The sequence below is a fragment of the Bradyrhizobium sp. LMG 9283 genome (genome assembly GCF_045571415.1).
GTDB lineage: Bacteria > Pseudomonadota > Alphaproteobacteria > Rhizobiales > Xanthobacteraceae > Bradyrhizobium.
The window spans coordinates 4,589,785-4,602,910 of sequence record NZ_CP120691.1 but is presented as its reverse complement, the minus strand read 5'-3'; the positions used below and the strand labels follow the sequence as shown (position 1 = coordinate 4,602,910).

The 13,126-nt window shown below is 61.9% G+C and carries 9 protein-coding genes and 2 pseudogenes; 9 read left to right on the top strand and 2 right to left on the bottom strand.

All coding sequences use genetic code 11. The features are described from left to right. Positions 1-186 precede the first annotated feature (186 nt). From P6U29_RS21715 to P6U29_RS21705, 3 genes are all read left to right on the top strand, one after another. Entirely contained in the window at positions 187-2,175 is a 1,989-nt protein-coding gene (locus P6U29_RS21715) for a TonB-dependent siderophore receptor (protein ID WP_407119387.1), read from the top strand. A 62-nt stretch (positions 2,176-2,237) separates the two neighbouring features. Continuing rightward, a complete protein-coding gene (gene fsrB / locus P6U29_RS21710) occupies positions 2,238-3,530 on the top strand; it encodes a siderophore utilization protein FsrB (protein WP_407112192.1) in 1,293 nt (430 codons plus the stop codon). Positions 3,531-4,366: 836 nt separating this feature from the next. Beyond that, a complete protein-coding gene (locus tag P6U29_RS21705; RefSeq protein ID WP_407112191.1) occupies positions 4,367-5,182 on the top strand; it encodes a hypothetical protein in 816 nt (271 codons plus the stop codon). Here P6U29_RS21705 and P6U29_RS21700 read toward each other — a convergent pair. Then, a pseudogene (locus P6U29_RS21700) lies at positions 5,179-5,435 on the bottom strand (M24 family metallopeptidase); the annotation flags it as partial. The gene P6U29_RS21705 and the pseudogene P6U29_RS21700 sit on opposite strands and share 4 nt — an antisense overlap. Positions 5,436-5,570: 135 nt before the next feature. On the opposite strand from P6U29_RS21700, the gene P6U29_RS21695 reads away from it, so the two are divergent. After that, a complete protein-coding gene (locus tag P6U29_RS21695; protein WP_407112190.1) occupies positions 5,571-5,906 on the top strand; it encodes a DUF3551 domain-containing protein in 336 nt (111 codons plus the stop codon). A 93-nt stretch (positions 5,907-5,999) separates the two neighbouring features. Here P6U29_RS21695 and P6U29_RS21690 read toward each other — a convergent pair whose 3' ends face one another. Continuing rightward, positions 6,000-6,899 (bottom strand): LysR family transcriptional regulator, encoded by a 900-nt coding sequence (locus P6U29_RS21690; RefSeq protein WP_407112189.1) that lies wholly within the window; start codon positions 6,897-6,899, stop codon positions 6,000-6,002. A gap of 174 nt (positions 6,900-7,073) precedes the next feature. Between P6U29_RS21690 and P6U29_RS21685 the strand changes: the two genes are divergently transcribed. The 5 genes and pseudogenes from P6U29_RS21685 to P6U29_RS21665 all read left to right on the top strand — a co-directional run. Next, positions 7,074-7,559 carry a hypothetical protein gene (locus P6U29_RS21685; protein WP_407112188.1) on the top strand — a complete coding sequence of 162 codons (486 nt, stop codon included), beginning with the start codon at positions 7,074-7,076 and terminating at the stop codon, positions 7,557-7,559. 156 nt (positions 7,560-7,715) lie between these two features. Further along, positions 7,716-8,765: an efflux RND transporter periplasmic adaptor subunit gene (locus P6U29_RS21680; RefSeq protein ID WP_407112186.1), complete on the top strand. Its 1,050-nt coding sequence runs from the start codon at positions 7,716-7,718 to the stop codon at positions 8,763-8,765. Further along, on the top strand, positions 8,762-11,860 hold the full coding sequence (locus P6U29_RS21675) for an efflux RND transporter permease subunit (RefSeq protein ID WP_407112185.1): 3,099 nt from the start codon (positions 8,762-8,764) through the stop codon (positions 11,858-11,860). Before P6U29_RS21680 ends, P6U29_RS21675 begins: the two co-directional genes overlap by 4 nt. Before the next feature lie 42 nt (positions 11,861-11,902). Then, on the top strand, positions 11,903-12,613 hold the full coding sequence (locus P6U29_RS21670) for a hypothetical protein (RefSeq protein WP_407112184.1): 711 nt from the start codon (positions 11,903-11,905) through the stop codon (positions 12,611-12,613). Between the two features lie 96 nt (positions 12,614-12,709). Next, positions 12,710-12,820: pseudogene (locus P6U29_RS21665) on the top strand (IS5/IS1182 family transposase); the annotation flags it as partial. Positions 12,821-13,126: the final 306 nt, after the last annotated feature.

Sequence of the window (13,126 nt, the reverse complement as noted above, 5' to 3'; positions counted from 1 at the left end):
ACGCAAATTCCTGAAGTCACCGTCGAAGCGCCGGCGCAGCGCGCCCGTCCGGCGGCGGTTGCTTCGTCGCGAAGGGCTGCGGCGACACGCACCGCACGCGCCAATCGTCGCGCTCCGGCGCAGCAGGCTGCGCCAACCCAGTCGGCATCATCGAACGGTGCCACGGGCGAACGCGCCAACGGTCCGGTGCGCGGTTTCGTCGCGACGCGGAGCGGCACCGCCACCAAGACCGATACGCCGCTGATCGAAACGCCGCAGTCGGTGTCCGTCATCACCACCGATCAGATCAGGAACCAGGGCGCGGTCTCTATCGGCGAGGCCCTGCGCTACACCGCCGGCGTCAGCGGCGACGTCAATGGCGGCTCGGACACCCGATTCGGCGGCCTTCAGATCCGCGGCTTCGACATGACCATGCCGGGCCTCTACGTCGACGGCTTGCGGATTCCCTCCAGCAACTACGTGCATTTCAACGGCCTCGATCCCTATGGCGCCGAGCGCATCGAGGTTCTCAAGGGCCCGTCCTCCGCGATGTATGGGGGCAGCGGCACCGGTGGCATCCTCAACTACGTGACCAAGCTGCCCATCGCGCAGCAGTTCGGCGAGGTCTCGATCTCGGGCGGCAGCTTCAACCGTTATCAGGGCCAGTTCGACATGGGCGGCCCCGCCAACAAGGAAGGCACCGTGCTATGGCGCCTGACCGGCGTGGTTCGCGACGGCGAAACCCAGGTCGATTTCAGCAAGGACAATCGCGTCTTCATCGCGCCCGCCGTCACCTTCAAACCGAACGAGGACACCACCATCACGTTGCTCGCCAATTACCAGAAGGACCGGGCAGGGTGGGGCCTTCAGTTCCTGCCGGCCTCCGGCACGGTGTGGCCGAATAACGGCCGCATCATCCCGGTCTCGTTCTTCGCGGGCGTGCCGAGCTTCGATGCGTTCAATACGGAGATCGCAACCGCCGGCTACCAACTCTCGCACGATTTCACCGATTATCTCACGTTCCGGCAGAACCTGCGCTATGCCTATCAGCACAACGAGGAGAAGGTGTTTTACGGCGGCGGCTACACCGACGAGGCCGCGGGGCAGCTCGCGCGTTATGGCAGCTACAGCAACTCCTACATCAACTCCTTTGCCGTCGATAATCAGCTCCAGGGCAAGTTCAACACCGGCATTCTCAGCCACACCACACTGGTCGGCGTCGACTACCGCAACACGAGGTTTCGCGACACCGCTTTCGGCGTCACGACATCGGCGCCCGAGATCAACGTCTTCAATCCGGTCTACAGCTACGACTGGACCATCGGCGCCATGAGCGACAACACCGGCGTCAAGCAGTCGCAGGTGGGCCTCTATGCGCAGGATCAGATCAAGCTCGGCCGGCTCTCGTTCCAGCTCGGCGGCCGTCAGGATTTCGTGACGACGCAGGTCGACAACGGTATCGTCAACACCACGGTCGCGAAAGACGCTTCGGCTTTCACCGGCCGCGCCGCCGTGATGTACAATTTCGACAACGGCGTCGCGCCCTATTTCAGCTACTCGGAATCGTTCCTGCCGGTGCTCGCGACCGGTTTTGGCGGACAGATGCTCAATCCCGAGACGGGCGTCCAGTACGAGGTCGGCGTCAAGTACCAGCCGCTCGGCTGGAATGCGCTGTTCACCTTCGCCGCGTTCGACCTGACGCGCGACAACGTCGTCACCTACGTGCCTGCGGCCACCTATGCCGAACAGACCGGGCAGGTGAAGTCGCGCGGCATCGAGCTCGAAGGCACGATGTCGCTCGCCGACGGCTGGAACCTACGCGCGGCCTATGCCTATGTCGACGCCATGGTGACGCAGGATCCGGTGAATGTCGGCAAGGCGCCGGTCACCGTGCCACTCAAGCGCGCTTCGCTGTGGAGCGACTATACGCTGCAGAACGGGCCGCTCGCGGGCTTGCAGTTCGGCGGCGGCATCCGCTATGTCGGCGCGACCTGGGGCGACGATGCCAACACCTTCAAGGTGGGAGCCTCGACCGTGCTGGACGCGCTTTTAGCCTACACCCACGACAATTGGCGCCTGTCGCTAAACGTGACCAACCTTGCCGATACGCGCTATGTCGCTGCCTGTTACAACCTGTCGGGCTGCTTCTATGCCGAAGGGCGCAAGGCGATCGGCAAGCTGACCTATCGCTGGTGATTCCGATGTGAAGATGGTCCGGCGCTTGGGGGGCCGGACCCGCTGGATGAGAGTGGAGGACGATGAGAGCGATATTCGGCAGGCTGCATCGCTGGGCGGGACTGCTCACGGCCGGATTCCTGTTCTTCTCCGGCATCACCGGCGCGATCATCTCCTGGGATCACGAGATCGACGACGTCCTGAACAGCCATCTGTTCGACGTCAGCAGCAAGGGGCCGGCGATTCCCTCGATCGAGCTCGCCAAGATGATCGAGCAGCGCGATCCCCGTGCGCGCGTCGTTTATCTCTTCATGACGCCGGAGCAGGGCCATTCGCTGTGGTTCTTCGTCATGCCGCGGATCGATCCCGCGACCGGCAAGCGTTACCCGCTCGACTACAACCAGGTCTTCCTCGATCCCAACACCGGTGCGGAGCTCGGCCGGCGCTATTGGGGCGCAGTGTGGCCCGTCACGCGCGAGAACTTCGTCTCGTTTCTTTACAAGCTGCACTACACGATGCACATCCCGGAGTTCTGGGGCAGCGACCGCTGGGGCATGCGCGTGCTCGGCGTGATCGCCATCATCTGGACCATCGATTGCTTCGTCGGCTTCTACCTGACGCTGCCCTCGCGCCGGCGCGCCAAGGCCGCGCGGGCGCCTGAAGTAACGCGCCAGCTCGAGCGTGGCTTCTGGGCGCGCTGGGCGCCGGCCTGGACCATCAAGACCTCGGGCAGCGCCTACCGGATCAATTTCGACATCCACCGCGCCTTCAGCCTCTGGACCTGGGGCGTGCTGTTCATCATCGCCTTCACGGCGTTCTCGCTGAACCTCTATTTCGAGGTGTTCTCGCCGCTGATGAAAATGGTGTCGAATTACACGCCAACGCCCTATGAGCAGCGGCCGTATCGCGATCTCGACGATCCCATTGAGCCCAAGGTCACCTTCGCCGACATCGCCGCACGCGCCGCTGCCGATGGCAAGGCGCGCGGGTGGACCACCCCGGTCGGCTCGATCAATTACGGCCCGGCCCATGGCGTCTATGCCGCAGCCTTCTTCCACCCCGGCGACGATCACGGCGCCGGCGGTGTCGGCCCGGCGCAGCTCTATTACGACAGCGAGGACGGCCGCCCCATTGGCGAGCGGCTGCCCTGGGTCGGCACCGCCGCCGACATCTTCGTACAGGCGCAGTTTCCGCTGCATTCGGGCCGTATCGTCGGACTGTTCGGCCGCATCCTGATCTCGGTCATGGGCCTCGTGGTGGCGGCGCTCTCGGTCACCGGCGTCGTGATCTGGTGGCGCAAGCGCCGCGCCCGTGTTCGCGTGCGCGAGACCGCCGCGATGCGCCTGACCCGGCAGCAACTCACGCCGGCAGAGTAGGGCGCTCGTCCGGTCTTCGGATGAACCTTGTCGCGAAACCGAGCCTCGGTGTGAATCCGCAGCGCACGTCCGTAGTCACGCGCCGCGCTGCGCTTGCGGTCATCTGAGGAAATTTAGGAACCAAGAACATTCCGGCACGGTTTGTGAGTTGCAGGGAAATCCCACTTGCCGAAGGCGGTACCGCCAGGAGGCGACTGATGAGTGATCAATCCAAGCCGGTAGGTGCAAGCTCTTCCTCTCGCAACAAGCCCGATAAAGGTCTATCTCGTCGCGGTTTCATCGCAAAATCGCTCTGCGGCGCAGCGCTTGCGGGCGCGGCTGCGGCTCCGGCGTGGGCCCATGGCACGGCAGGATCTGCCACGGGTGCCTACGCGCGCGCACGCCGGCCCATCCCGAAAGAGGTCGCGCAGTATCAGTATCAACCAAACGGAGCCCAGCGCTGCGGGGTTTGTGCGCATTTCCGGCCCCCCGGCAGCTGCGAGATCGTTGCCGGACCTATCAGCCCGGACGGGTGGTGCCGTTACTTCCGCGGCGCGCGAGGTTCGCGCGGCTCGTCTGGCCCGGGCCGAAGCTATTGAGGGGTACTGCGATTGCTCGCTGTGCGTCGCGCGCGAAGGGACCGGGTTCTTCTCGCCCTGCCACGACACACGGTTTGCGCATGGCCTGTTGACCTCGCTGAAAAAATCGTACCCGGATTCCTAGTCCGCAAGACCCGGCGATGCGCGGCGGCCGTCAGCAACTCACGCCGGCAGAGTAGGGCCCGGCATCGCGGATGAACCTCCTCGTCCGACACCGGCACAAAGACGGAGATGGCTCCCAGTCTTCCGGACATTGCAATGAGATTGCCCGCCTTCCTCTGCCTGCTCGCCTTGGCAACGCGCGCTTATGCAGCCGCCCCCGAGCAGCCTTATCTCGACCTGCGCGATCGCCACATCGCAAAATTCTCGAAAGCCAAGGAGAGCGACGAGATCAATAAGCAGCACGATGCCGCGCTCAAGGAGCTGTCAGGCGTGCTGCGTGCCCTAGTGGGACCTGTTACGATCAAGGGGCTGCCGGCCGAGGGCAAGTCGAACGTCGACACGCTGTTCAAGGGCGACTCCGGCTTCGGCCATCTCGACGGGCTCGGCTTCGCCTCCGAGGGCGACAGGATGCAAGCCGTGGTGACCACGACCGGACTGCTCAAGCACTGGCTGGGCGAGCACCGTGAGGACGGCCTGCCGCAGGAGATCGGCGCGGCGATCAGGTCAGACCGCTTCTACTATTACGCCATCCAGGACTCCGCCTTCGCCAAATATGCTGAGCTGCCGGTCACCAAGCCCGCATCCGCGGGCGCGGCGGTTGCCGTGCTAGGCGTACGCGGCAACGGCGATCTGAAGGGCCTGCCGAGCGAGATTGGCGTGGTCGCGATCCAGGGTGAGAAGGTCTTCTTTCTGGCCGCAACCGGCGCCGTGAAGACGGCCGAGATCCCCGCCTGCGAGCGCGTGTGGAAGCAGATGATGGCCAGGAAGACGCCGCAGGACGCCATTGCGCTCGAAGACCAGGCAATGGAGGCCTACACGAAGTGCTTCGCCAAGGAAGCGCCGAGCCAGAGCTGGTTCGCGGCCGCCGTCAAGAAGGCACAGAGCCAACTGGATCTGTTGCCGCTGCGCTAGAGCGCGCTCCCGCCCAAATTCCATCCACGGCCGCCTTCGCCAAAGCTCTCGTACCCGTCCGACGTCACCGCGACCGTGTCCTCAAGCTTGATGAAGCCACGCTTCGGATGCTTCATCGTGGTCTCGATCGAGATCACCATGCCGGATTCGAGCGGCAGGGTGCATCGGTGTCTTCGTAGGGCACCGGACCCTTGGCAGTCAGGCGAGGGGCCTCGTGGCTAACGAGGCCCATGCCATGGGCTAGGAACTCGGTGCAGCTGTGTCGAAGGTAGCGGCTGCCAGCGAACAAGATAGCCAAGCCACCCGCCCGCTGAAGCCCATCCGGCCCGCCATACGGGTATCCACATTCACTTCAAGAATTTGCCGATGAGGACAATTCATTTGTCTAATGTGGGCGACGCTCGTACTCCGCTTTTGTGAGTATCTGAACTCAACATTGTCGGAGAAGACCATGAATATGCTCCTGCGCCTTGGCACTTTGCCGCTTGCAATCGCTAGCTGCACAATACTGGTTCTCACCCAAATGCCGGCTGCGCAAGCTGCGGCCGGCGCGAAAGAAGACTGGTGTCTCGCAAGCGGCTCTTCCGCTGTAAAGACGTGCGGATTCGCGAGCCTCGAACAATGCCGTGCGAGCAAGGAGGGGATCGGCGGCTCTTGCTATCGCGCATCGTCCTCAACGACCGCGTCCAATGCTCACGCTTCCGCAAATTCGACGAAGAACTGAGCTTTTGCGGTTCGACGTCGCGCGCAGATGCGCGCGACTGTCGGTTAAAGTGGCGCCGTCGCTCGGTCGGTGGTTGGTGGGTCTAGAGGAATATCAGAGCGTCGCGGTGGCCGCGACAATCGTGTCCCGCAACCAGCGATGCGCCGGGACGTCATCAAAGCGCCGGTGCCACATCATGATGCTGCGTAGTCTGGGGGCATTGAAGGGAAGCTCGCGAATTTCGATCGGATAGGCCCGACGAAATTCCTGGGCGAGCTTGCGCCCTAGAATTGCGATGAGATTTGACTGAGCCAGCACGGCTCCTCCGGAGAGATAGGGGACGTCCAGTGCGATGGAGCGGGCAGCCTTCCGCGGCTTGAAAGCCTGATCCATGAAGTTAAGATCCTCGCCGCTGGAGCTGATCGCAAGGTGCTGAGCGCCCTCGAGCGCCTCGAGGGTCAACTTCTTCCGCAAGGCAGGGTGGCCGCTTCTCAGCACCGCGACATAATGATCGTCGACCAGCAGTCGAGAGGCGAACCGCTCGGCGGCGATATCGCGTCCCGCGACGACAACGTCAAGCTCGCCGCGGTCGAGCTTGTCCGGGAGATTCAGGGTGCCGCTCGGAACGAACGAAAGCCGCAACATCGGAGCCTGCGCGCGGACGGCGGCTATGATCGGGCCGACAGCAACAACCGCGGCATAGTTGTTCACCGCAATGTTGAACCGCCTCTCCGTTTTGGCGGGATCGAAGGTGTCGCCCTCGATGGCAAGTTGCAGATCGTTCAGTGCCTTGCGAATCGGAAGCGCGAGTTGCTCCGCGCGCGGCGTCGGCACCATTCCCGTGGGGGTACGGATAAACAGGTGGTCCTTCAAGGCATCACGAAGCCGGTTGAGGGCATGGCTCACAGCCGGCTGACTGATCGCCAGCGCATCCGCTGCCCGTACGACGCTTTGTTCGCGAAGGACGGCATCAAACACCAACAGCAGGTTAAGGTCGAGATTACGAAGGCGCATTACAGCTCACATTCAGTCTGTGAATTGGGGAATTCCGACAATTCATTTGGATCATATGATATCGCGCTCCAATATCCAATCATGTCCTTGACTATAAATAATTCAATCCGGCCCGTGCGACGGGGCGTGAGAGCCATGGTGGCGCTTCTGGCGGAGCCGGATGTGCTGCTCGGTATGGCCGACAATGTCTCGCATTGGTGGCAGCTCACGCCGTCTGCGATGTGGTCGACGATTCGTCTGCCGACGAAAGTCCCAAAGAACATCCCGGAGATCATCGCAGGGCTGATCCGGCAGAAGAGGATGGGGCCGAAGCAGCTGATCCTGCTTACCGCCGGCGAGGCGGGGCACCAAACCCTCGAGCTCGTGCTCCAGGGCGCGCTCGAGTGCGCAGGGATTCTGACCATCGACATCCCGTGTGATCCGCTTCCATTCCCAATTGCCCGAACGGCGGCGGCTATCCGGGTTGTGGTGCGTCAGCGCGGGCCGAGTTTTTGCAGAGATGCGCTTCTTGGTCAGTTGCAACGGGCTGATATCGACCAGCGCATCATCGCGCTCAGTCCGGTGACGGGAAACAAGCAACAGGCGATGGCGAGCGCGGCGGAAAGCTTCCTGCAGGAACTGGTCGCGATGGTCGGCCGCCAAAGCGGAAGCGAGGTCTGACGCATGCTTACACCACGCTTCAAGGCGGGCGGCGCGGCTGGGCTGATCCTGGCCTCGATCGCGCTCGGGGCGTATTTCCGCTACCAGCCGAGCCCCGCGGTTGGCCGCACAGTGGGCGAGCCCGTTGGCACTGCGAAAGTGCCGCCTGCGGTTCCCGTGACCGCGGCCGGCGCAATGCAGTCAGATGTGCCGATCGTTGTTGAAGGCCTCGGCACCGCGACACCGCTCAATACTGCGGTCATACGCACGCAGGTGCAGGGCACGCTCGAGAGCGTCGATTTTGTCGAAGGGCAGGAGGTCAAGCGCGGCCAGGTGCTGGCCAGGATCGATCCACGTGTGTACCAGGCCCAGGTCGATCAGGCGAAGGCCGCAGTCGCGCGCGACGAGGCGGCGCTGAAGAACTCAAAGGCAAACCTCGCGCGCACGCAGCCGCTGGCGGATCGCGGCTTCGCCACTCAGCAACAGCTCGATGCGGAGAATTCGCAGGTCGCGCAGGGCGAGGGCACCATCCAGCTTGATCGCGCTGCACTTGAAGCTGTGGAAGCCCAATTGAGCTTCACGACCATCACGGCGCCGTTCGATGGCGTAACCGGGATCCGCCGCATCGACCCCGGCAACGTCGTGCAACCGTCGGATGCGAACGGGCTTGTGGTTCTTACACAGCTGCAGCCTATCGGGGTGATCTTCACGCTGCCCTCGACCGAAATCCTGAACGTGCAGAAGGCGATTGCGTCCGGGGAGGCGGCAGTCGACGCTTACGACGCGTCGAACCGGCACAAGCTCGATCATGGCAGGCTGCTGCTGATCGACAACCAAGTCGACAGTTCGACTGGTACCGTGCGCCTGAAGGCTTCATTTCCCAATACCAACCGGACGCTCTGGCCGGGTGCCTTCATCAACATTCATCTGACGATTGCCATCCGACACAATGCGATAACTGTGCCGCTGACGGCGGTCCAGCAGGGCCCGAACGGTGCGTTTGTCTATGTCGTTGGGGCTGGTCACAAGGTGACGGCACGAGACGTGGTTGCCGGACCGTCGCGGGCGGGCATGGTGCTGATCGAACAGGGGCTCGCCCCGAATGAGACGGTCGTCGCTGCCGGTCAGTATCGGCTCAGCGAGGGAACGACGGTCGATATCGTTCCAGTTAGCCAAGGCAGCCGTGTGCAGGACGCCACCACAGCAAGTGCCGGAATGCTGCCATGAATGTCTCGCAGGGTTTTATCCGCAAGCCCATGGCGACTGCGTTTCTGACCATCGGAATCACGCTGATCGGCACGATCGCCTTCTTCAAGCTCCCAGTCTCGGCATTGCCGACCGTAGATACGCCGACGATTCAGGTTACGGCGCAATTGCCGGGTGCCGACCCGCAGACGATGGGGTCGTCGGTAGCGACCCCCCTGGAACGCCAGTTCGGTCAGATCGCGGGCCTTACCGGAATGACATCCAGCAGCGGCCTTGGCAGTACCCAGATCACACTGCAGTTCGCAGTCAACCGCAGTACCGACGCGGCGGCTCAGGACGTGCAGGCCGCCATCAACGCGGCGTCCGGGCAACTGCCCAAGAACATGCCGTCTCCGCCGATCTTCCGAAAGATCAATCCTGCTGACGTGCCAGTGCTCCTGATCGCGCTAATGTCCGATACCGAGCCGCTGACCAAGGTCAATGATTACGCGGACAGCATCCTGGCGCAGAAACTGTCGCAGGTCCCGGGCGTGTCGCTCGTGACTATCGGCGGCGCTCAAAAGCCTTCGATCCGGGTTCAGGTGAATCCGGCAAAGCTCGCCGCAGCAGGGCTCGATCTCGAGCAGTTGCGCGCGACCCTTGGCGTCGTCACGGTCAACCAGCCGAAAGGTGTGCTTTATGGAGCTCAGCAATCCTATACGCTTGCCACCAATGATCAGGTCCTGACGGCCAAAGATTATGAGGACCTCATTATCGCCTATCGGAATGGCGGGCCTGTCCGTCTTCGGGATGTTGGCCTTGCGATCGTCGGGGCCGAAGACATCACCTTGCACGGCTGGTTCAACGACAAGCCCTCGATCGTTCTCGCGATCCAGCGCCAGCCCGGGGCGAACGTCATCAGCACGGTTGACCAAATCAAGCATATCCTTCCGCAACTGATTGCCAGCCTGCCATCCGATATCAAGGTCCAGATCGCGTCGGACCGCACCCAGACGATCCGAGCCAGCGTCACCGACGTTCAGTTCACGCTTGTGCTGACCATCGTCTTGGTTGTCGGCGTGATCTTCCTGTTCCTGCGCAACCTATGGGCCACCATCATCCCGGGCATCTCGGTCCCGATATCGTTGATCGGCACTTTCGGGGTGATGTACCTCCTCAACTACAGCCTCGACAATCTGTCGCTGATGGGACTTTCGATCGCAGTGGGTTTCGTCGTTGACGATGCTATCGTGATGATCGAGAATATTTCGCGGCATATCGAGGAGGGGACACCGCCGCTTGAGGCCGCGCTCAAAGGCGCAGGCGAGATCGGCTTCACGATTATTTCGATATCGATATCCCTCGTTGCGGTATTCATTCCGCTGCTCCTAATGGGCGGCATCATCGGCCGCATGTTCCAGGAGTTCGCGGTGACGGTGTGCGTCGCCATTGCGGTGTCGGTGATTGTTTCAGTGACGCTGACGCCGATGATGTGCGCCTATCTTCTTGCCTCAGCGCATGATGCCAGACCGGGCGCCTTGTCGCGCGGCCTCGAACGCGGTTTTGTTGCGATGCAGGCCGGCTACGAGGCCGTGCTCCGCCTTGCCTTGCGCTTTAAGCCGATGACCATGGCGGTGATGCTCGCCAGTATCGCGGCAACCGGCGTGCTCTTCGTCGCGATTCCGAAGGGATTCTTTCCCCAGCAGGATACCGGAATGATTGCAGGCATCACGGAGGCCTCGGCGGACGTATCGCCTGGCCAGATGGCAGAGCTGCAGCGCAGCGTCATTGACATCATTTCCAAGGATCCCTCGGTTGCGAACGCAACGGGGTATATCGGGCCGGGCGGCCCGACCGTCACCGAGAACAATGGCCGTCTTTTCGTGCTCCTCAAGCCGCGGGAGCAGAGAAAATACTCTGCAGATGAGATTATCCGACAGCTCGATGCCAAGCTGCAGGCGCTCAAGGGCATCCAGGTCTTCATGCAGGCCACGCAGGACATTAATCTGGCAAGCCGGCTGTCGAAAACGCAATATCAGTTCACGCTGACGGATGTTAACCAGGACGAACTCAACAGCTGGGCCGCTAGGTTGTTGGCCAAGTTAAAAACGCTGCCGGTGCTGACGGATGTTGCCAGCGACCAGGCGAATGCTGCCCGCCAACTTAAAGTCCAGATCGACCGGGATGCGGCTTCGCGCCTGGGGATCGATCCGGCGGCAGTGGACAACACGCTTTATGATGCCTTCGGCCAACGGCACGTCGCCCAGATCTTTACGACGCTCAACACCTACTATGTCGTCCTCGAGGCTGATCCGTCATTCCAGCTTGGGCCTTATGCGCTGAACCGGATCTATGTCCGTTCGTCCGCGGGATCGATGGTCCCTTTGAGCCAGTTCGCGTCGATCGGCTACGGCGCGGCGCCGCTCGCGGTCAACCATCAGAGCCAGTTTCCCTCCGTCACCCTGAGCTTCAATCTCGCACCTGGCGCGGCGGTGGGCACCGCCGTTGCTGCCGTGCAGAAAGCGGCCTCCGGTCTGCATATGCCCTCTACTGTTGTCACGAGCTTCCAAGGCAACGCGCAAGCGTTTCAGTCGTCGCTGGCGAGCACTCCGATCCTGATCGTTGCCGCGATTATCGCCGTGTATTTGATCCTGGGTATGCTCTATGAGAGCGCGATCCACCCGATCACAATCCTTTCGACGCTGCCATCTGCCGGATTGGGCGCTCTCTTGGCGCTTTCTGCATTCGGGTTCGGCCTCGATGTCATCGGACTGATCGGAATCATCCTCCTGATTGGCATTGTGCAAAAGAACGGCATCATGCTGATCGACTTTGCTCTCGAGGCCGAGCGTCACAAGGGGCTCACAGCCGAGGAATCCGCGTTGGAAGCGTGCAAGGTCAGATTTCGTCCGATTCTAATGACGACAATGTGCGCGCTGCTCGGAGGTGTCCCGTTGATGGTCGGCACAGGTACGGGCTCGGAATTGAGGCAGCCTCTCGGTTTCGCAATTGTTGGCGGCCTGATCGTCTCGCAGTTGCTGACACTGTTCACGACTCCAGTCGTCTACATCTACCTCGACAAGGTCAGCCACTGGTTTGGGCATCAGCGCCGCTCTCCGACGCAAGTTGCAGCATAAATATGCGTCGTCGCTCAACCTCAATGGCGGAGAGGACCGGGCTTGCTTTTGATGTTGTACGGTAGAGTTGAAAGAGCACTGGCGCGCGATCGGGTGTCGTCTGAGGGAACCGGCGCGGTTCCGGATGTCACGATCGGGTTCTGGACAAACAGGGTGCTTGCCGCGGCCGGCGGCGGGATTTTAGGCGAGGCGCTGAACCGGATCTACTTGCATCGCTCTGAACGTGTGATTCTTGCATTGGTGCTCTGCTTTAGTGGCGCACTCGTGTTGCGGGCCACAACACAACAGTTTCGCCGTGCGACTTTCTGGTCAGCCATGTTCGCGGCGAGCGTGCTCAGCGCGGTGCTGGCGCGGACAATTGACGAGGCTTTGGGCATTGGTGATCCGGCTGCGACTCTGCAAATCGTTCCGTTGCTCGTGCTCTCGTTTGTGATTTGCTACCGCAAAACTGGAGCATTCGCTGCTCTCACCGATCGTCCCGTCGACGAGTTGTTCTTCTGGCCGATATCGGCGATCGCTCAGACGCTCGGGAGCGCATTGGCCGACTGGACCGTTGATCCCGGCGGACCAGGCTATGGCTGCGCTCTCACGGTGATCGCGTTGGGCCTGTTGACCACGATTGCGCTTGCGTTCTTCACGCGCCTTCAACGTGCCGCGCTCTTTTGGATTGCCTTTCTGCTGACAGGAATCGGCGCCGCGCTTGGAGCAGCATATGGCTACCAAATCCTTTGCGGCGATTGGAGCATGGTATAGGCGTTGCTACAGAGCTGGATGAGATTTACCGTCGCAAGCTTCCTTCGCGAACGCGGGCCGGAATGGCCGCACGGCTTGGGTCGGGGGCTTCGAATCATGCGTTACCAACTCACTGATGACGAGTGGGCTGCCATCAAACCAATGCTGCCGAATAAGCCACGCGGCGTACCACGGGTGAATGACCGTCGCGTCTTAAATGGCATGGTTGGACCGTCGACCGTCGACACGCTCGATCAACCCGGCCCGGGCAGGGTGGTGACCGACCTTCAAGGGCGCCACGCTTCTAATCCGCCGCAGGGCCTGCTCGGCTGTCGTACGTCGCGCCGAATTCCAGACTCACAACGGTGGGCCGACCTGGAATCGGCCATCTTGCCGAATTGGCGACGCCGAGCTCGAAAATCTGGAGTTCTCGGGAGGCTCCGCATTGCGCGACTGACCGATCCCTGGGAACCCACCAGAGTCAATTTTCTGACTTGAACTCAATAGGGCTCACCAGACTCAATCTGGTTGATC